General features: G+C 72.1%; 19 protein-coding genes. 10 read left to right on the top strand and 9 right to left on the bottom strand.

From position 1 onward, the window contains the following. The first annotated feature begins 73 nt into the window (after positions 1-73). From ACZ4XJ_RS16905 to ACZ4XJ_RS16890, 4 genes are all read left to right on the top strand, one after another. Positions 74-1669 carry an acyl-CoA carboxylase subunit beta gene (locus ACZ4XJ_RS16905; RefSeq protein WP_362879857.1) on the top strand — a complete coding sequence of 532 codons (1596 nt, stop codon included), beginning with the start codon at positions 74-76 and terminating at the stop codon, positions 1667-1669. A 34-nt stretch (positions 1670-1703) separates the two neighbouring features. Then, positions 1704-1916 carry an acyl-CoA carboxylase epsilon subunit gene (locus ACZ4XJ_RS16900; protein ID WP_362879871.1) on the top strand — a complete coding sequence of 71 codons (213 nt, stop codon included), beginning with the start codon at positions 1704-1706 and terminating at the stop codon, positions 1914-1916. Between the two features lie 112 nt (positions 1917-2028). After that, on the top strand, positions 2029-2163 hold the full coding sequence (gene mmpB, locus ACZ4XJ_RS16895; protein ID WP_362879856.1) for a morphogenic membrane protein MmpB: 135 nt from the start codon (positions 2029-2031) through the stop codon (positions 2161-2163). Between the two features lie 31 nt (positions 2164-2194). Beyond that, entirely contained in the window at positions 2195-2827 is a 633-nt protein-coding gene (locus ACZ4XJ_RS16890; RefSeq protein WP_383992506.1) for a nucleoside triphosphate pyrophosphatase, read from the top strand. Here the strand turns inward: ACZ4XJ_RS16890 and ACZ4XJ_RS16885 are convergent. Beyond that, positions 2808-3290, bottom strand: a complete 483-nt coding sequence (locus ACZ4XJ_RS16885; RefSeq protein WP_468496603.1) for a hypothetical protein — start codon at positions 3288-3290, stop codon at positions 2808-2810. The two genes, ACZ4XJ_RS16890 and ACZ4XJ_RS16885, sit on opposite strands and share 20 nt — an antisense overlap. Before the next feature lie 377 nt (positions 3291-3667). Between ACZ4XJ_RS16885 and ACZ4XJ_RS16880 the strand changes: the two genes are divergently transcribed. Continuing rightward, the gene (locus ACZ4XJ_RS16880) at positions 3668-5431 is read left to right on the top strand and encodes an acetyl/propionyl/methylcrotonyl-CoA carboxylase subunit alpha (protein ID WP_362879853.1); all 1764 of its coding nucleotides are present in this window, start codon (positions 3668-3670) and stop codon (positions 5429-5431) included. Positions 5432-5589: 158 nt separating this feature from the next. Here the strand turns inward: ACZ4XJ_RS16880 and ACZ4XJ_RS16875 are convergent, their stop codons facing one another. Continuing rightward, the gene (locus ACZ4XJ_RS16875) at positions 5590-6549 is read right to left on the bottom strand and encodes a DeoR/GlpR family DNA-binding transcription regulator (RefSeq protein WP_362879852.1); all 960 of its coding nucleotides are present in this window, start codon (positions 6547-6549) and stop codon (positions 5590-5592) included. 187 nt (positions 6550-6736) lie between these two features. Next, positions 6737-8176, bottom strand: a complete 1440-nt coding sequence (locus ACZ4XJ_RS16870) for an NAD(P)H-quinone dehydrogenase (protein WP_362879851.1) — start codon at positions 8174-8176, stop codon at positions 6737-6739. Positions 8177-8349: 173 nt separating this feature from the next. Between ACZ4XJ_RS16870 and ACZ4XJ_RS16865 the strand changes: the two genes are divergently transcribed. The 3 genes from ACZ4XJ_RS16865 to ACZ4XJ_RS16855 all read left to right on the top strand — a co-directional run bounded on the left by ACZ4XJ_RS16865 (position 8350) and on the right by ACZ4XJ_RS16855 (position 11470). Further along, the gene (locus ACZ4XJ_RS16865; RefSeq protein ID WP_362879850.1) at positions 8350-8787 is read left to right on the top strand and encodes a gamma-glutamylcyclotransferase family protein; all 438 of its coding nucleotides are present in this window, start codon (positions 8350-8352) and stop codon (positions 8785-8787) included. A gap of 186 nt (positions 8788-8973) precedes the next feature. Next, positions 8974-9780 carry a purine-nucleoside phosphorylase gene (locus ACZ4XJ_RS16860; RefSeq protein WP_281205643.1) on the top strand — a complete coding sequence of 269 codons (807 nt, stop codon included), beginning with the start codon at positions 8974-8976 and terminating at the stop codon, positions 9778-9780. Between the two features lie 28 nt (positions 9781-9808). Beyond that, positions 9809-11470 (top strand): phospho-sugar mutase, encoded by a 1662-nt coding sequence (locus ACZ4XJ_RS16855; RefSeq protein ID WP_362879849.1) that lies wholly within the window; start codon positions 9809-9811, stop codon positions 11468-11470. A gap of 81 nt (positions 11471-11551) precedes the next feature. On the opposite strand, the gene ACZ4XJ_RS16850 is transcribed toward ACZ4XJ_RS16855, so the two are convergent. Genes ACZ4XJ_RS16850 through afsQ1 form a run of 3 tightly spaced genes read right to left on the bottom strand, consistent with a single transcriptional unit; the run spans position 11552 to position 14320 of the window. Next, the gene (locus ACZ4XJ_RS16850; protein ID WP_362879848.1) at positions 11552-12172 is read right to left on the bottom strand and encodes a hypothetical protein; all 621 of its coding nucleotides are present in this window, start codon (positions 12170-12172) and stop codon (positions 11552-11554) included. Next, positions 12156-13646, bottom strand: a complete 1491-nt coding sequence (locus ACZ4XJ_RS16845; RefSeq protein ID WP_468496602.1) for a sensor histidine kinase — start codon at positions 13644-13646, stop codon at positions 12156-12158. The genes ACZ4XJ_RS16850 and ACZ4XJ_RS16845 overlap by 17 nt, the downstream gene beginning before the upstream one ends. Continuing rightward, on the bottom strand, positions 13643-14320 hold the full coding sequence (afsQ1, locus tag ACZ4XJ_RS16840) for a two-component system response regulator AfsQ1 (protein WP_362879846.1): 678 nt from the start codon (positions 14318-14320) through the stop codon (positions 13643-13645). Before afsQ1 ends, ACZ4XJ_RS16845 begins: the two co-directional genes overlap by 4 nt. A 174-nt stretch (positions 14321-14494) precedes the next feature. On the opposite strand from afsQ1, the gene ACZ4XJ_RS16835 reads away from it, so the two are divergent. Next, positions 14495-15190, top strand: a complete 696-nt coding sequence (locus tag ACZ4XJ_RS16835) for a SigE family RNA polymerase sigma factor (protein WP_362879845.1) — start codon at positions 14495-14497, stop codon at positions 15188-15190. A 141-nt stretch (positions 15191-15331) separates the two neighbouring features. On the opposite strand, the gene ACZ4XJ_RS16830 is transcribed toward ACZ4XJ_RS16835, so the two are convergent. Further along, positions 15332-15967 (bottom strand): uridine kinase family protein, encoded by a 636-nt coding sequence (locus tag ACZ4XJ_RS16830; RefSeq protein WP_468496601.1) that lies wholly within the window; start codon positions 15965-15967, stop codon positions 15332-15334. A gap of 154 nt (positions 15968-16121) precedes the next feature. On the opposite strand from ACZ4XJ_RS16830, the gene ACZ4XJ_RS16825 reads away from it, so the two are divergent. Beyond that, positions 16122-16472 carry a hypothetical protein gene (locus ACZ4XJ_RS16825; RefSeq protein WP_468496600.1) on the top strand — a complete coding sequence of 117 codons (351 nt, stop codon included), beginning with the start codon at positions 16122-16124 and terminating at the stop codon, positions 16470-16472. 78 nt (positions 16473-16550) lie between these two features. Here ACZ4XJ_RS16825 and ACZ4XJ_RS16820 read toward each other — a convergent pair whose 3' ends face one another. Beyond that, on the bottom strand, positions 16551-17456 hold the full coding sequence (locus tag ACZ4XJ_RS16820; RefSeq protein ID WP_468496599.1) for an aldehyde dehydrogenase family protein: 906 nt from the start codon (positions 17454-17456) through the stop codon (positions 16551-16553). After that, the gene (locus tag ACZ4XJ_RS16815) at positions 17456-18913 is read right to left on the bottom strand and encodes an aldehyde dehydrogenase family protein (RefSeq protein ID WP_362879841.1); all 1458 of its coding nucleotides are present in this window, start codon (positions 18911-18913) and stop codon (positions 17456-17458) included. The genes ACZ4XJ_RS16820 and ACZ4XJ_RS16815 overlap by 1 nt, the downstream gene beginning before the upstream one ends. Positions 18914-18916 lie beyond the last annotated feature (3 nt).

Here is an 18916-nt window from a genome sequence, read left to right as displayed (position 1 = left end):
CTACGCACCAGTAGCCAGCAGCAGTCAATCAATTGACCAGGCAGTTGACACCACACAGGGAGCCGCGACCCCGATGTCCCAACCCTCAGAGCCGATCGACATCCACACGACCGCGGGCAAGCTCGCGGATCTGCGGCGCCGCGTCGAGGAGGCCACCCACGCAGGTTCCGAACGCGCCGTGGAGAAGCAGCACGCCAAGGGCAAGCTGACGGCACGCGAGCGGGTGGCACTGCTGCTGGACGAGGGGTCCTTCGTAGAGCTCGACGAGTTCGCCCGGCACCGGTCCACCAACTTCGGGCTGGAGAAGACCCGGCCCTACGGCGACGGCGTCGTCACCGGCTACGGCACGGTGGACGGCCGCCCGGTGGCCGTGTTCTCCCAGGACTTCACCGTGTTCGGCGGCGCCCTCGGCGAGGTCTACGGCCAGAAGATCATGAAGGTCATGGACTTCGCGCTGAAGACCGGCTGCCCGCTCGTCGGCATCAACGACTCCGGCGGCGCCCGCATCCAGGAGGGCGTCAGCGCGCTCGGCATGTACGGCGAGATCTTCCGCCGCAACGTGCACGCCTCCGGCGTGATCCCGCAGATCAGCCTGGTCGTCGGCCCCTGCGCGGGCGGGGCCGTGTACTCCCCCGCCATCACCGACTTCACGGTGATGGTCGATCAGACCTCGCACATGTTCATCACCGGCCCGGACGTCATCAAGACCGTCACCGGCGAGGACGTCGGCTTCGAGGAACTCGGCGGAGCCCGTACGCACAACAGCACGTCCGGCGTCGCCCACCACATGGCGGGCGACGAGAAGGACGCCATCGAGTACGTCAAGTCCCTGCTGGCGTACCTGCCGTCGAACAACCTCTCCGAGCCGCCCGCGTTCCCGGAGGAGGCGGACACCGAGGTCTCCGGGACCGACCTCGAACTCGACACGCTGATCCCGGACAGCGCGAACCAGCCGTACGACATGCACACCGTGATCGAGCACGTGCTCGACGACGCGGAGTTCCTGGAGACGCAGTCGCTGTTCGCGCCGAACATCCTGACCGGCTTCGGCCGCGTCGAGGGGCACCCGGTGGGCATCGTCGCCAACCAGCCGATGCAGTTCGCCGGCTGCCTGGACATCAACGCCTCCGAGAAGGCTGCGCGATTCGTCCGAACGTGCGACGCTTTCAATGTGCCCGTGCTGACGTTCGTGGACGTCCCGGGCTTCCTGCCCGGCACGGACCAGGAGTACAACGGCATCATCCGGCGGGGCGCGAAGCTCATCTACGCCTACGCCGAGGCCACCGTCCCGCTGATCACCGTCATCACCCGCAAGGCCTTCGGCGGCGCGTACGACGTCATGGGCTCCAAGCACCTCGGCGCGGACCTGAACCTGGCCTGGCCGACCGCCCAGATCGCCGTCATGGGCGCCCAGGGCGCGGTGAACATCCTGCACCGGCGGGCCATCGCCGAGGCGGAGCAGGCCGGCACCGCCGACGAGACCCGCGCGCGGCTCATCGCCGAGTACGAGGACGCCCTGCTCAACCCCTACACGGCGGCCGAGCGTGGCTACGTGGACGCGGTGGTCATGCCGTCCGAGACGCGCGCGCAGGTGGTGAAGGGTCTGCGCCAGCTGCGCACCAAGCGGGAGTCCCTGCCCCCGAAGAAGCACGGCAACATCCCCCTGTAAGCCCGCGAGGCAAGCCCCCGAGGAGGACTCTGTGGTGATCAAGGTCGTCAAGGGCAACCCGACCCCCGAGGAGCTGGCCGCCGCACTGGCGGTGGTCCAAGCGCGCGCGGCGGCGCTGGCCTCGGCCCCGTCGGGCGCGCCCCGGGTTCCGGACGAATGGGCCGCGCCGGCCCGGGTGGCCCGCCGCAGGCTGCCGCGGCCGGGACCCCGCGCCTGGGGTCGTACGTACTGGCCCGGCCAGGGCTGAACCCGGGCCCGCGTCCCCCGGGAGCGGGCCCGGCGAAGATGGCGTGGACGCACGCCGGCGCCTGAGTACGCGTACTCAGGCGCCGGCGGCGTACCGGCGTCAGGATCGAAACATGCTCTGGTCAGACCCGAAGGACGAGCCGCCCGAGGACATGCGCGACGCCCAGGCGATGCTCCGGCGCCTGCTCGTGGTCCTCGTCCTCGCGATGGTGGTGGGCGTCTACCTGCTGGGCGTCGCCCCGTTCTAGGCGGCCCGCGGAGCCGCCCTACGATGGCCCCATGACCGCTACCCCACAGCCCGCGCCGCCCGCGGGCCCGCGCCGCCCGCTGGTCCTCGCCTCCGCCTCGCCCGCCCGGCTGAACCTGCTGCGCCAGGCCGGGCTCGCCCCGCACGTGATCGTCAGCGGCTTCGACGAGGACACCCTGGACCACGACGAGCCGGCCGCCCTCGCGCTGGCCCTCGCCGAGGCCAAGGCCGCCGTGGTGGCCGCCCTCCCGGAGGCCGCGGGCGCCCTGGTGATCGGCTGCGACTCGGTGCTGGAGCTGGACGGGGAGGCGCTGGGCAAGCCGGCCGACGCGACGGAGGCCACCGCCCGCTGGACGTCCATGCGGGGCCGCTCGGGCGTGCTGCGCACCGGCCACTGCGTGGTCGACACCGCCACCGGCCGTCAGGTCTCGGCGACCGCCTCCACCACGGTCCGCTTCGGCGAGCCCACGGACGCGGAGGTGGCGGCGTACGTGGCGAGCGGGGAACCGCTGCACGTCGCCGGGGCGTTCACCCTGGACGGACTGTCCGCGCCGTTCATCGACGGCATCGACGGCGACCCGGGCAACGTCATCGGCCTGTCGCTGCCGCTGCTGCGCTCCCTGCTGGGCGAACTGGACGTGTCCATCACGGACTTGTGGGCCTGACCTCCCCCACCGGCCCGGGGGGCGTCCTCGGCCGGGCGCCGGGGGCGTCCCCGTCGGTCCTGGCGGTCCCGGCGGTCCCGGCGTAGAGCAGCAGGCACAGCACGAGCAGGCACAGGACCAGCATCAGCGCGCCCCAGACCGGCCAGCCGGCGAGCCCGACGGCGAGCGTGCCGAGCAACGCGTGCAGGACGGCCGCGACGATCAGCAGGACGCGCCCGAAGCGGCCCGGCGACCGGTCCCGTACGGCGGCGACGGCGAGCACGACGGCGCACAGCAGCAGGAACGCGCCGACTCCGGCGCCCATCGCGTAGGTGGCCGTGGACATGAGTTCCGGGTCGCTGCCCGCGATGGACATCGACTGGTTCGCGGTGGTCAGGCCCAGCACCAGGTGGACGAGCACGAGCAGCGCCGCCTCGGCGACGAGCACGACCGCGGCCAGCCCGGCCACGATTCTGCGCAGCACGACGCCCCCATCCCCCACACGTCACGAGCGTGTTCGACGACCTGGAGGCTACTAACGAGTAAACCTGCGGACAAGGGGTCGGGGCGGCTTCGTTACGGAGGCCCTCCGTGACGGCTCTCACGCAAAGAATGCATAGGCCGTTCGTAGGGACTCCACAAAGAATCAACGGGGGCGGCTGACCCGGAGAACAGAGACCTGCGCCGTCCATCAGGGTTACTGTGCAGTCTGGGATCTCCCTGACCTGGGGCGACACAAGGGTTTTCGGACTAGAGCCTGCCTCGAATCACGCTCCGTGTGGGCAAGCTCACCTCCGGGAAAGGGTCGAAAGGCCGTGTCGACTATCCCTAAACTCAGCTTGTTTCAAGGAGGGAGCCATCGTGCGCAAGGTGCTCATCGCCAACCGTGGCGAAATCGCTGTCCGCGTTGCTCGGGCATGCCGGGATGCAGGGATCGCGAGCGTAGCCGTCTACGCCGATCCGGACCGGGATGCCCTGCACGTCCGCGCGGCAGACGAAGCTTTCGCGTTGGGCGGTGACACCCCGGCCGCCAGCTACCTCGACATCGCGAAGGTCCTACAGGCCGCCGCCGATTCCGGGGCCGACGCCATTCACCCCGGCTACGGCTTCCTGTCGGAGAACGCCGAATTCGCGCAGGCCGTCATCGACGCCGGACTCACCTGGATCGGGCCGCCGCCCCAGGCGATCCGCGACCTCGGTGACAAGGTCGCCGCCCGCCACATCGCGCAGCGCGCCGGGGCCCCCCTCGTCGCGGGCACGCCCGACCCGGTCTCGGGGGCCGACGAGGTCGTCGCGTTCGCCGAGCAGCACGGTCTGCCGATCGCCATCAAGGCGGCGTTCGGTGGTGGCGGCCGCGGCCTGAAGGTCGCCCGCACCCTCGAAGAGGTGCCGGAGCTCTACGACTCGGCCGTCCGTGAGGCCGTCGCCGCCTTCGGCCGCGGCGAGTGCTTCGTCGAGCGCTACCTCGACAAGCCGCGTCACGTCGAGACCCAGTGCCTCGCCGACTCCCACGGCAACGTGGTCGTCGTCTCGACCCGTGACTGCTCGCTCCAGCGCCGCCACCAGAAGCTGGTGGAGGAGGCCCCGGCGCCGTTCCTCTCCGAGGCGCAGAACGCCGAGCTGTACGCCGCGTCGAAGGCCATCCTCAAGGAGGCCGGCTACGTCGGCGCCGGCACCGTCGAGTTCCTCGTCTCCGCCGACGGCCTGATCTCCTTCCTGGAGGTCAACACCCGCCTCCAGGTCGAGCACCCGGTCACCGAAGAGGTCGCGGGCATCGACCTGGTCCGCGAGATGTTCCGGATCGCCGACGGCGAGGAGCTCGGCTACGGGGACCCCGTCCTGCGCGGCCACTCCTTCGAGTTCCGCATCAACGGCGAGGACCCGGGTCGCGGCTTCCTCCCGGCGCCGGGCACCGTCACGAGGTTCGACGCGCCGTCCGGCCCCGGTGTGCGCCTCGACGCCGGCGTCGAGTCCGGTTCGGTGATCGGCCCGGCCTGGGACTCCCTCCTCGCCAAGCTGATCGTCACCGGCGCCACCCGCGAGCAGGCCCTCCAGCGCGCCGCCCGCGCGCTCGCCGAGTTCAACGTCGAGGGCATGGCCACGGCCATCCCCTTCCACCGCGCGGTCGTCGCCGACCCGGCGTTCGCCCCGGCGGGCGGCAACCCGTTCACGGTCCACACCCGTTGGATCGAGACCGAGTTCGTCAACGACATCAAGGCGTTCGTCGCTCCCGCCGCGGAGGAGACCGAGGACGAGCCCGGCCGCGAGACGGTCGTCGTCGAGGTCGGCGGCAAGCGCCTGGAGGTCTCGCTGCCCTCCTCGCTGGGCATGACCCTGGCGCGCACGGCCGCCGCGGGCGGGGCGAAGCCCAAGCGCCGCGCCGCGAAGAAGTCGGGCCCGGCCGCCTCCGGTGACACCCTCGCCTCCCCGATGCAGGGCACCATCGTCAAGGTGGCCGTCGAGGAGGGTCAGCAGGTCAACGAGGGAGACCTGGTCGTCGTCCTGGAGGCCATGAAGATGGAGCAGCCGCTGAACGCGCACCGCTCCGGCACCGTCGTCGGGCTGAGCGCCGAGGTCGGCGGCTCCGTCACCTCGGGCGCCACCATCTGCGAGATCAAGGACTGACCTCCGCGACACGCCGCGTACGAAGGCCCCGCCCGGTCCGCCCGGGCGGGGCCTTCGCGCGTGCGGGCACCACGGCACGGCCCGCGTCGGGCCCGACGGTGTTCCGGTACGGGTCGCCCGGCCGCCGCTTCCGGGCGGCGGCCGGGCGACCCGTCCGGTCAGCGTCGGCGCATGTCCGCGACCCTGGCCCGCTCGCCCGGATCGGCCATCGCGGCCGACCGGAGGGCGCCGGGTCCGCCGCGCCGCTGGACCGGGAGCGGGGAATCGCGCCGGGGCCTGCGCCCCTGCATCCCGTCACCGCCCGCCCCGCCGCCGGGGCCTCCGCCGGAGGCCACGGCCGCGCCGGCCACGGTGATCTGGACGCCCTGGTCGGCCAGTGCCTGGAGCTCGGTGCCCGCCCGGTCGTCGTGCGGCGGCGGCTCGTCCGTGACCAGCCGGGTCATCACGTCCGTCGGCACGGTCTGGAACATGGTGTCGGTGCCGAGCTTCGTGTGGTCGGCGAGGACCACCACCTCGGCGGCGGCCTGCACCAGGGCCCGGTCCACGCTCGCGGAGAGCATGTTGGAGGTGGACAGGCCGCGTTCGGCGGTCAGACCACTGCCCGACAGGAAGGCCCGGGAGACCCGCAGCCCCTGGAGGGACTGTTCCGCACCACTGCCCACGAGGGCGTAGTTGGAGCCCCGCAGGGTTCCGCCGGTCATCACCACCTCCACCCGGTTGGCGTGCGCCAACGCCTGGGCGACGAGCAGCGAGTTGGTGACCACGGTCAGACCGGGCACCCGCGCGAGCCGGCGGGCCAGCTCCTGGGTCGTGGTGCCGGCGCCGACGACGATGGCCTCGCCCTCTTCGACGAGTCCGGCCGCCACATCGGCGATGGCCGTCTTCTCGGCCGTGGCGAGATGGGATTTTTGCGGAAAGCCGGATTCCCGCGTGAATCCACCTGGCAATACCGCACCGCCGTGCCGGCGGTCGAGGAGTCCTTCTGCCTCCAATGCCCGCACGTCCCGCCGTACGGTCACTTCGGAGGTCTGGACGACGCGGGCGAGCTCCCGGAGCGATACCGCTCCGTTGGCCCGCACCATTTCGAGGATCAATTGGCGACGTTCTGCAGCGAACACGAAACTGACAGTAACCCGGGTGACCGTCTGCTTTCAGCTCCTTGCACCGGAATACCGAAGTTGTCCGTACGACAGGTCGACAAGTGGTATACGCGGCCGGACGGAACCTCACCCGCCCCGACCGACCCCCGGATCACACCCCTGCGACCACCCCAACCCGCATGTGGGGAGGGGTGGTTGTCGGTTCCTACGCCTCGCCGCCGGCCTTGCGCGTGTGCAACTGGCGGGCGACCTCGGCGATCGAACCGGACAGCGAGGGGTACACGGTGAACGCGTTTGCGATCTGCTCGACCGTCAGGTTGTTGTCGACGGCGATCGAAATCGGGTGGATGAGCTCGCTCGCGCGGGGCGCGACGACCACGCCGCCGACGACGATGCCGGTGCCCGGGCGGCAGAACATCTTCACGAAGCCGTCGCGGATGCCCTGCATCTTCGCGCGCGGGTTGCGCAGCAGGGGGAGCTTCACCACGCGGGCGTCGATCTTCCCGGAGTCGACGTCGGCCTGGGTGTAGCCGACGGTGGCGATCTCCGGGTCGGTGAAGACGTTGGAGGAGACCGTCTTGAGGTTGAGCGGGGTCACCGCGTCACCGAGGAAGTGGTACATCGCGATCCGGCCCTGCATGGCGGCCACGGAGGCCAGCGCGAAGATGCCGGTGACGTCGCCGGCCGCGTACACGCCGGGCGAGGAGGTACGGGAGACCTTGTCGGTCCAGATGTGCCCGGACTCCTTGAGCCGGACCCCGGACTCCTCCAGGTTCATGTCCTTGGTGTTCGGGATCGCGCCGACGGCCATCAGGCAGTGCGTGCCGGTGATGACGCGCCCGTCGGACAGCGTGACCTCGACCCGGTCGCCGACCCGCTTGGCGGACTCGGCGCGCGAGCGCCCGACGACGTTCATCCCGCGGCGACGGAAGACGTCCTCCAGGACGGCGGCCGCGTCCGGGTCCTCGCCCGGCAGCACGCGGTCGCGGGAGGACACCAGGGTCACCCGGGAGCCGAGGGCCTGGTACGCGCCGGCGAACTCGGCGCCGGTGACGCCGGAGCCGACGACGATGAGCTCCTCGGGCAGCTCCTCCAGGTCGTAGACCTGGGTCCAGTTGAGGATCCGCTCCCCGTCGGGCATCGCGTCCGGGATCTCCCGGGGGTGGCCGCCGGTGGCGATCAGGACGGCGTCGGCGGTGAGGATCGTCTCGGTGCCGTCGGCCGCGGTGACGATGACGTCGCGCGTGCCGTCGATGCCCTGCGGCCCGCCGAGCTTGCCGCGACCGCGCAGGACGCGGGCGCCGGCCCGGGTCACGGAGGCCGTGATGTCGTGGGACTGGGCCAGCGCGAGGCGCTTGACGCGCCGGTTCACCTTGCCGAGGTCGACGCCGACGACGCGCGCGGCCTGTTCTATGTGCGGGGTGTCGTCCGCGACGACGATCCCGAGTTCCTCGTACGACGAGTCGAAGGTCGTCATGACCTCGGCGGTCGCGATGAGGGTCTTCGATGGCACGCAGTCGGTGAGCACCGACGCCCCGCCCAGACCGTCGCAGTCGACGACGGTCACCTCCGCGCCGAGCTGGGCCCCCACCAGGGCCGCCTCATACCCGCCGGGTCCGCCGCCGATGATCACGATCCGGGTCACGAAAAGTCCGCCTCACGTCTACCCGGCCGGCTGCCGCCCCGGCCGGTGTTCCGGGGGGTCTCCCCGGGGGATGCATTCCGTGCCCCATTGTCCCGCACGCTCCGCCGTGCTTCGCCCCCGGTCCCGCCATCCGGGCACGCGCGGCGGCCGGGCCCTCCCGTACTCTCGACCACATGTCGCTCTACGCCGCGTACGCCGGCAACCTCGACCCGCGGCTGATGACGCGCCGCGCTCCCCATTCGCCGCTGCGCGGAACGGGCTGGATCAACGACTGGCGGCTGACCTTCGGCGGCGAGCAGATGGGCTGGGAGGGCGCCCTCGCCACGATCGTCGAAGCCCCCCGCCACCAGGTCTTCGTGGCCCTCTACGACATCGCTCCGCTGGACGAGGACTCCATGGACCGGTGGGAGGGCGTCGGGATGGACATCTACCGCCGGATGCGGGTGCGGGTGCACACGCTCGACGGCGAGGAGGCCGCCTGGGCGTACGTCCTCAACGGGTACGAGGGCGGCCTGCCCTCGGCGCGGTACCTGGGCGAGATCGCCGACGCCGCCGAGTCCGCGGGCGCCCCGCACGACTACGCGATGGAACTGCGCAAGCGCCCCTGCTGAACCCGGACCGGATCCCGGCCCGGCCCCGACCGGATCCCGACCGCCCGGCGGGCCGGGGAGAGCCCGTCCGACCAGGCCCCGCAACGGCTCCCGGGGACGATTCGGCGGAAACGACAAGGCAACGATCCGAACACCGTGAGCTGCGCCATCTACGCGCGTAGGCCGAGAGCGGCTACGCTCGTCCGCGTGAACGCATCTGTTACCGACCCCTTCGCCGCCGCCGACGCCGCCGCCACCCGCCTGCGCGAGCTGACCGGCGTCGATTCCCACGATGTCGCCCTCGTCATGGGCTCCGGCTGGGCCCCCGCCGCAGAGGCCCTGGGCGCCCCCGAGGCCGAGTTCCTCGTCACCGAGCTGCCCGGCTTCCCGCCCGCCGCGGTCGAGGGCCACGGCGGCAAGATCCGCTCGTACAAGATCGGCGAGAAGCGCGCCCTGGTCTTCCTCGGCCGGACCCACTACTACGAGGGCCGCGGCGTCGCCGCCGTCGCCCACGGCGTGCGCACCGCCGTCGCCGCCGGCTGCAAGACCATCGTCCTGACCAACGGCTGCGGCGGCCTGCGCGAGGGCATGAAGCCCGGCCAGCCCGTCCTGATCAGCGACCACCTCAACCTGACGGCCACCTCGCCGATCGTCGGGGCGAACTTCGTCGACCTCACCGACCTGTACTCGCCGCGCCTGCGCGCGATGTGCAAGGAGATCGACGCGAGCCTGGAGGAGGGCGTCTACGTCCAGTTCCCCGGCCCGCACTACGAGACCCCGGCCGAGATCAACATGATCCGCGTGATGGGCGCCGACCTGGTCGGCATGTCCACCGTGCTGGAGGCCATCGCCGCCCGTGAGGCCGGCGCCGAGGTGCTCGGCATCTCCCTGGTCACCAACCTGGCCGCCGGCCTGTCCGGCGAGCCGCTGAACCACGAAGAGGTCCTCCAGGCCGGCCGCGACTCCGCTGCCCGCATGGGCACGCTGCTGACGCAGGTCCTCGCCCGCATCTGATCGACGTACGAGAGGTAAGGCGGAAGCAGTGCAGGAACAGGTACAGGACGACCTGATCACCCGGGCCCGGGCCTGGCTGGCGGAGGACCCGGACCCGCAGACCGCGGCCGAACTCGCCGCGATCATCGAGGCGGGCGACACCGCCGAACTCGCGGACCGGTTCGCCGGCACGCTCCAGTTCGGCACCGCCGGCCTGCGCGGCGAGATCGGGGCCGGTCCGATGCGGATGAACCGCAGCGTGGTCATCCGGGCCGCGGCGGGCCTCGCGGCCCACCTGCTGGCCCAGGGGCACGCCGGCGGCCTCGTCGTCGTCGGTTACGACGCCCGCTACAAGTCGGCGGACTTCGCCCGCGACACCGCGGCCGTCATGACCGGCGCCGGGCTCCGCGCGGCCGTCCTGCCCCGCCCGCTGCCCACGCCCGTCCTCGCGTTCGCCATACGGCACCTGGGCGCCGTCGCCGGCGTCGAGGTGACCGCGAGCCACAACCCGCCCCGGGACAACGGCTACAAGGTGTACCTCGGCGACGGCGCGCAGATCGTCTCCCCGGTCGACGCCGAGATCGCGGCGGAGATCGACCGGATCGACACGCTGGCCTCCGTGCCCCGCCCGGATTCGGGCTGGCAGGACCTCGGCGAGGAGGTCCTGGAGGCCTACCTGGCCCGTACGGACGCCGTCCTGACCCCCGGCTCCCCCCGGGGCGTGCGGACCGTCTACACGGCCATGCACGGCGTCGGGAAGGACGTCGTCATGGCGGCCTTCGCCCGGCACGGCTTCCCGGAGCCGGTCCTGGTCGCCGAACAGGCCGAGCCGGACCCGGCCTTCCCGACGGTCGCCTTCCCCAACCCGGAGGAGCCGGGCGCGATGGACCTGTCCTTCGCGAAGGCCGCCGAGGTCCGCCCCGACATCGTCATCGCCAACGACCCGGACGCGGACCGCTGCGCGGTGGCCGTACCGGACGCGTCGGCCGCCTCCGGCTGGCGCATGCTGCGCGGCGACGAGGTCGGCGCGCTGCTGGCGGCCCACCTGGTCGCCAAGGGCGTCAGCGGCGTCTTCGCCGAGTCGATCGTCTCCTCCTCCCTGCTGGGGCGGATCGCGGAGGCCGCGGGCGTGGGCTACGAGGAGACCCTGACGGGCTTCAAGTGGATCTCCCGCGTCGAGGGCCTGCGCTACGGCTACGAGGAGGCCCTCGGCTACTGCGTGGACCCCGAGGGCGTCCGCGACAAGGACGGCGTCACCGCCGCCCTGCTGGTGGCGGAGCTGGCCTCCGAACTCAAGGAGCGGGGCCGCGGCCTGACCGACCTGCTGGACGACCTGGCGCTGGCCCACGGCCTGCACGCCACCGACCAGCTGTCGGTCCGCGTCTCGGACCTCTCGGTGATCGCCGACGCGATGGCCGCGCTGCGCGCGGAGCCCCCGGTCTCCCTCGCGGGCCTGCGGGTCGTCTCGGCCGAGGACCTCGCGGTCGGTTCGGCGGCGCTGCCGCCCACGGACGGCCTGCGCTACCACCTCGACGGCGCCCACAAGGCCCGGGTGATCGTCCGCCCGTCCGGTACGGAGCCGAAGCTGAAGTGCTACCTGGAGGTCGTGGTCCCGGTCGCGGACGCCGACGACCTCGTCCCGGCCCGCACCCGCGGCCAGGGCATCCTGGACGCGATCAAGAAGGACCTTTCGGCAGCCGCCGGGATCTGACCCATCGCGCCACCCGACGGCCCCCCGAGCTCCGGCCCGGGGGGCCGTCGTCCTCCGTAGGGACCGCCGCCCGGCCGTGCCTCAGGAGGGCGTCGGGCGGACCAGTTCGCCCAGCGTCGGCACCGACTCCGGACGGGAGCGGACGGCTTCCGTGCACTCCCATGCCCGCGGCGGGTCCGCGTCCGGCCCGCCCAGCACCACCGGGCCCGGCCCGGCCGAGATCGCGTCGCTGCCGGCCAGGGTGCACACGACCTGCGACAGCGCCACCGGCGGCAGGTCCTCGGGCCGCCGGCTGAGCCGGACCGTCCCCGCCGGATCGCCGGCCCGCGGCGGGGCGGCCGTCAGCCCACCGGTGACGCCGGTGGTGAAGCCGGCGCCGCGCTCCTCCGCCGAGGTCCGTTCCAACTGCTCCAGCAGCGCCTGCGCGACGAGCACCTCGGCGTCCTTGGCCGGCCTCTTCTCGGGCACCGGGACGATCCGCTCCACGCCCACCAGCTGCGATCCGCAGACCAGTTCCACCGTGGCCCGGAACCCCTGCACCCCGCTCTGCCCGGCCGGCCGTTCCGGGGTGTCGCAGGACACCCGCGAGGGGGCCGGCCCCACGTCCACCGGCACGGTCGTCGCCCGGATCCCGCACGCCGAGGTCCCGCACAGCAACGCCGCCGCCACGACCTTCGGCAGCGCCCTACGCGTCCACGTCATCCGTGCTCACCTTCCCCACGTCCCCCGGCAGCCGCAGGGTGAAGACGGCCCCGCCGTCCGCCCCGTTCTCGGCCGTGATGTCACCGCCGTGGATGTGCGCGTTCTCCCTCGCGATCGACAGGCCCAGACCGCTGCCGTCCGACTTCGGCCGGGACGCGCTTGCCTTGTAGAACCGGTCGAAGACGTGCGGCAGGACGTCCTCGGGGATGCCCGGCCCGTTGTCCCGGATGGTCACCACCAGCCAGTCGGCGTCGGCCGTCTCCACCGACACCCGCACCGGGGAGCCGCCGTGCTTGAGCGCGTTGCCGATCAGGTTCGCCAGGATCACGTCCAGGCGCCGCGGATCCAGCCGCCACGCGATCCCCCGCCCGGCGTCGAGTTCCACCGCGTCCAGCCACGCCCGCGCGTCGATGCACGCGGTGACCTGGTCCGCGACGTTCACGTCGTCCAGCACCAGGCGCGCCGTCCCCGCGTCGAAGCGGGTGACCTCCATCAGGTTCTCCACCAGCACGTTCAACCGGCGCGTCTCGCTCACCACCAGCCCCACCGCGGGCGCGATCATCGGATCGAGGTCGTCGACCTCCTCCTCCAGCACCTCGGCCACCGCGGTCAAAGCCGTCAGCGGCGTGCGCAGTTCGTGGGACATGTCGGCGACGAAGCGGCGGCTGGCCTCCTCGCGCGCGCTCATGTCGGCGACCTTCTTCTCCAGCGCCTCGGCCGTCTTGTTGAAGGTGTGGGAGAGGTCGGCGAGTTCGTCCGTGCCCGAGACGTCCAGCCGGTGGTCGAGTTCGCCCTCGCCGAGCCGGCGCGCCGCGTCCCCGAGCCGCTGGATCGGCTTCAGCACGGTCCGCGCCGCCGCCTGCGCCAACAGCGCCGACCCGAGCAGCGCCAGCCCGGTGGCGATGGTCAACGACCAGCCCAGCGCGTTGAGGTCGTCCCGCTCGGTGGCCAGCGACTTGTACATGTAGCCGGTCGGCCCGCCGCCCACGATCCGCGTCCCGCCCACCAGGTACGGATTGCCCTGCGGCTTCGTCCGCTGCCAGTACATGTGGTACTCGGCGTCGTTGGCGGCCGTGGTCTTCTGCCGGTCGTTCACGGCGTGCTGGAGGGACTTCGGTACGTCGTCCAACCCGAAGGTGGCCGCCCCCGCCGCGCCGAACACCTTCCGGCCGTCCTTGCGCTCGTGCACCAGCAGCACGCTGTACCCGGGGCTGCTGCCCGCCATCAACTCGGCGGTGCGCTGCATCTCCTGGGAGGTCGGCTCGGCGGGCAGCCCCGCGGCCCGCAGCTGCATCTCCTGGCGGAAGTCGCCGAGGGCCGCGTCCTGGGTACGGGTGAGCACGGCCTCGCGGTTGAGCCAGTAGGCGATCCCGGAGGCGGAGACGGCGGCCGTCAGCGCGACCAGGCAGAACACGACCAGGAGCCGCAGCCGCAGGCTGGTCCAACGCCTGCCCGCGAACAGGGCTCGGATCACTGCGGCGAGTCCAACCGGTAGCCGACGCCCCGGACGGTACGGATCAGGGTGGGTGAGGACGGCACTTCCTCGACCTTGGCGCGCAGCCGCTGCACGCAGGCGTCGACGAGCCGCGAGTCACCGAGGTAGTCGTGCTCCCAGACCAGCCGCAGCAGCTGCTGGCGCGACAGCGCCTGACCGGGCCGGCGGCTGAGTTCGAGCAGCAGCCGCAGCTCGGTCGGGGTGAGCTGGAGGTCCTCGCCGTTCTTCGTCACCGTCATCGCGGACCGGTCGATGACCAGGGACCCGAAGACGGCGGAGTCGCTCGCCTCGCGTTCGCCCCGGCGCAGCACGGCCCGGATCCGGGCGTCGAGCACCCGGCCCTGGACGGGCTTGACGACGTAGTCGTCGGCTCCCGACTCCAGGCCCACGACGACATCGATGTCGTCGCTGCGCGCGGTCAACAGGATGATCGGCAGCTGGTCGGTGCGGCGGATCCGCCGGCACACCTCGAAGCCGTCGATCCCGGGCAGCATCACGTCCAGCACGATCAGGTCCGGCCGTTGCTCGCGCAACAGCTTCAGGCCGTCCTCGCCCGTCGCCGCGGTGGCCACACGGTGGCCCTGGCGTGACAGGGAGAGTTCGAGGGCCGTGCGGATGGCGTCGTCGTCCTCGATCAGCAACAGGAAAGGCACGCCCTCATTCTGTCCCATCGGCCGTCGGGACTTCGACCGTCCGGCGCCCCGGATCCGGCCACGGTTGGCTGTGACAGGCCTGTGACAGTCGAAGGACACCCCGGTTATGTGCGGCGGTCAGGCTTCTGTCATCGCAACACGGACCGAAGCAGACTCCACGACGGGGGGCGCGAGATGAACACGCTGCACAGCACCACGACCAGCGCGGTTGTCACGCGGCTGCACGATGTGAACCGCCGGGCGGGTGTCCGTACGACGCCGGTCGCCCGTCCGCGGCCGGTGCACGTCACAGCCATTGACGCGAACCAGTACCAGACGGTTCCCGCACCGCGTACTCCTTCCGCCACCTCGGAGGCCGAGTTCACGGCGTACGTCCAGGAGCGCCGCTCGGCCCTCTTCGCCACCGCCTTCCACCTCACCGGTGACCGGCACGAGGCCGAGGACCTGTTGCAGAGCGCGCTGTTCTCCACGTACCGCGCCTGGGACCGGATCAGCGACAAGGCGGCCGTCGGCGGTTACCTGCGGCGGACGATGACGAACCTGCACATCAGCGCGTGGCGTCGGCGCAAGCTCAACGAGTACCCGACCGAGGAACTGCCGGAGACGGCCTCCGACACGGACGCGATGCGGGGTACGGAACTGCGCGCGGTGCTGTGGCAGGCGCTGACCCGGATCCCGGAGCCGCAGCGCACGATGCTGGTGCTGCGCTACTACGAGGGCCGCACCGACCCGGAGATCGCCGAGATCCTGGGCATCAGCGTCGGCACCGTGAAGTCGAGCATCTGGCGCTCGCTGCGCCGGCTGCGGGACGACGAGGCGCTGAGCTTCGGACGTGACGAGGCGGAGTCCTTCGGGGAGCTCGTCGCGTAACGAGGACCATGGGCCCAGGGGGCCGTCCTACGGGGGTGGGACGGGGGCTTGCGGGGGGAGAAGAGGCGGGATCAAGCGGCCGGGGGTCCGCGTGATCCCGCCTTTTCGCGTGCCCGGGGCGCGGGGCGCGGGCCTGCGGGGTCAGGCCGGGGTGGTCGCGGTGCGGTGCCGGCCGGCCGCGGCGGCGGCCAGTCGGCCGAGGGCCTCGTCGCGGCCGCAGGGGTGGGCGCCGAGGGCGGTGTGCCGGGCGACGATGCCGCGTTCGGCGCGCATCAGGCGCCAGCCGCGGCGCAGCAGGAACGGCAGGGACTTGCGGCCCTCGCGCAGGTCTCGGGCCAGGCGCCGGCGGAAGGTGGTCGAGGGCCGGCCGCGCAGGCAGAGCGCGTCGGCGAGCAGGCCCAGTTCCTGGCAGCGGGCCACGACGTCGGCGGCGAAGATGCCCTCCGCGATGAACAGCGGGGTCCGCGCTATGTCCAGGGTCTCGGTGCCGCTGCGCGAGGACGAGGCGATGGAGTACTCCGGCACCTGCGTGCGGCCGGTGGAGCAGAGTTGCGCGATGGCGGCGACGGCGGCTTCCGCGTCCCACGACAGCGGGGAGTCCCAGTCGATGTCGGAACTGCCCTCGACCAGCGGGAGGGTCGGGTCCGTCCCCTCCTTGTAGAAGTCGTCCAGGCGCAGGACGGGCAGCCCGGAACGGGCCGCGAGCGAGGACTTTCCGGATCCCGAGGGACCGGTCAGCAGCACGACGCGCGTGGGGAGGGGAGATGAACAGCTCACGGGACACCAGTGTGGGGCATGACCGGCCGTATCGGCACACCCGTGACGGTGCCTGCGACGGGCCTCACACGGGGCGCGGACCGTCGGTTGGAATCGGGGAAGCCGGCTCGACTACCCTGTGTGCGCACGCGACTACGACCACAGGCGGGAACCCATGGCACGTCACGCAGCTCCCACCCCTCCCAAGCGCTTCCGCGCCGCCGGGCTGACCCTGTCCATGGCCGGTGCGGCCCTGGCGATGGCGGCGGGCGGGGCCCAGGCCGGTGAACTCTCCGTCCCCGCGGCGCTGGCGGGGGTGGCCGACCCGATCACGAACCTGAAGGTGAACCCGCTCGCGAACACCGGCGTGGACCCCCTCGACAACGGGGTCGCCACGCAGGTCGCGGACTTCCCGTCCGTCGGCACGGGCATGGTGACGGGCACCCTGACGCGGGGGCCGTCGGTCGGCGAACTCCCCACGGCCGCGGTGTCCTCGCTGCTGGGGCCGGTGCTCCCCAAGGGGTAGGGCGCGGCCGCCGGGCGTACGGGAAGGCCCCGACAGCGCGGGGGTCGCTGCCGGGGCCGGTCCATGGGAGGGGTGCCTCTAGTAGGAGGAACCGCCCGCGCCGAGGGAACCCGTCGGGTGCCAGACCGTCTTGGTCTCCAGGAAGGCGGTCATCCGCGCCGTGCCCGGGTCGGCGCTCCAGTCGTCCACAGGCTGTGGACGCACGACGCGCTTGAGGTTGTCGGCGGCCGCGATCTCCAGCTCCTTGGCGAGGGCCGCGTCGGCGCCCGCCAGGTCGATCGCGTTGACGTCCTGGTGGGACGCCAGGTGCGGGCCCATCTCGGCGGCCTTGCCGGACAGGAGGTTGACCACGCCGCCCGGCAGGTCGGAGGTGGCCAGCACCTCGCCCAGGGACAGCGCGGGCAGCGGGGACTTCTCCGAGGTGATCACGACGGCGGTGTTGCCCGTCGCGATCACGGGGGCGATCACCGAGACCAGGCCCAGGAAGGACGAGTCCTGCGGGGCCACCACGGTGACGACGCCGGTGGGCTCCGGGGTGGAGAGGTTGAAGAACGGGCCCGCGACCGGGTTGGCCCCGCCCACGATCTGGCCGATCTTGTCGGTCCAGCCCGCGTACCAGACCCAGCGGTCGATGGCCGCGTCCACGACTGCGGCGGCCTTCGACTTGGACAGGCCCTCCGCCTCGCCGACCTCGCGGACGAACTGCTCGCGGCGGCCCTCCAGCATCTCGGCGACGCGGTAGAGGACCTGTCCGCGGTTGTAGGCGGTCGCGCCCGACCAGCCGCCGAAGGCCTTGCGGGCGGCGACGACCGCGTCACGGGCGTCCTTGCGGGAGGACAGCGGGGCGTTGGCCAGCCACTTGCCCTTCGAGTCCGTCACTTCGTACACCCGGCCGCTCTCGGAGCGGGGGAACTTGCCCCCGACGTACAGCTTGTAGGTCTTGGAGACGTTCAAACGGGTCACAGAGGATTCAACCGTTCCCATTAGCGCTCACCCTTCGGGCTCGACGGGGCGAGGTAGCCCTCCAGGCCGTGGCGACCGCCTTCGCGGCCGAAGCCCGATTCCTTGTAGCCGCCGAACGGCGAGGTCGGGTCGAACTTGTTGAACGTGTTGGCCCAGACGACGCCCGCGCGGAGCTTGCCCGCGACCGCGAGGATGCGCGAGCCCTTCTCCGTCCAGATGCCGGCGGAGAGGCCGTACTGGCTGTTGTTGGCCTTGGCCACGGCCTCGTCCGGGGTCCGGAAGCTCAGTACGGACAGCACCGGGCCGAAGATCTCGTCGCGGGCCACGGTGTGCGCCTGGGTGACGTTCGTGAAGAGCGTCGGGGCGAACCAGTAACCGGCGGACGGCAGCTCGCACGCCGGGGACCAGCGCTCGGCACCCTCGGCCTCGCCGGTGTCCGCGAGGGCGGTGATCCGGGCGAGCTGCTCGGCGGAGTTGATCGCGCCGATGTCGGTGTTCTTGTCGAGCGGGTCGCCCAGGCGCAGGGTCGACAGGCGCCGCTTGAGGGAGTCGAGCAGTTCGTCCTGGATCGACTCCTGCACCAGCAGGCGGGAGCCCGCGCAGCAGACCTGGCCCTGGTTGAAGAAGATGCCGTTGACGATGCCCTCGACGGCCTGGTCGATGGGGGCGTCGTCGAAGACGATGTTGGCGCCCTTGCCGCCCAGCTCCAGGGTGACCTTCTTGTCGGTGCCGGCGATCTGGCGGGCGATGGCCTTGCCGACCGCGGTCGAGCCGGTGAAGGCGACCTTGTCGACGTCCGGGTGGGCGACGAGGGCCGCGCCCGCGTCGCCGTGGCCGGTCAGGATGTTGACGACGCCCTTGGGCAGGCCCGCCTGGCGGCAGATGTCCGCGAAGAACAGCGCCGACAGGGGCGTGGTCTCGGCGGGCTTGAGGACGACGGTGTTGCCGGTGGCGAGCGCCGGGGCGATCTTCCAGGCCAGCATCAGCAGCGGGAAGTTCCAGGGGATGATCTGGCCGGCCACGCCGAGCGGACGCGGGTTCGCGCCGTAGCCCGCGTGGTCGAGCTTGTCGGCCCAGCCCGCGTAGTAGAAGAAGTGCGCCGCGACGAGCGGGAGGTCCGCGTCGCGGGTCTCCCTGATCGGCTTGCCGTTGTCCAGGGTCTCCAGGACCGCCAGCTCGCGGCTGCGCTCCTGAATGATCCGGGCGATGCGGAACAGGTACTTGGCGCGCTCGGAACCGGGCAGCGCGGACCACTTCTCGAAGGCCTTGCGGGCGGCCTTCACCGCGCGGTCCACGTCGGCGGCGCCGGCCCGTGCGACCTCGGCGAGCACCTCCTCGGAGGACGGCGAGACGGTCTTGAAGACCTTGCCGTCGGCGGCGTCGGTGAACTCGCCGTCGATGAACAGGCCGTAGGAGGGGGCGATGTCGACGACCGAGCGGGACTCGGGGGCCGGTGCGTACTCGAAAACAGAACCCATGGT

It is taken from the genome of Streptomyces sp. NPDC029836 (genome assembly GCF_055574495.1).
Note: the sequence above shows the minus strand (reverse complement) of the source record. Positions and strands in the feature narration are given on the sequence as shown.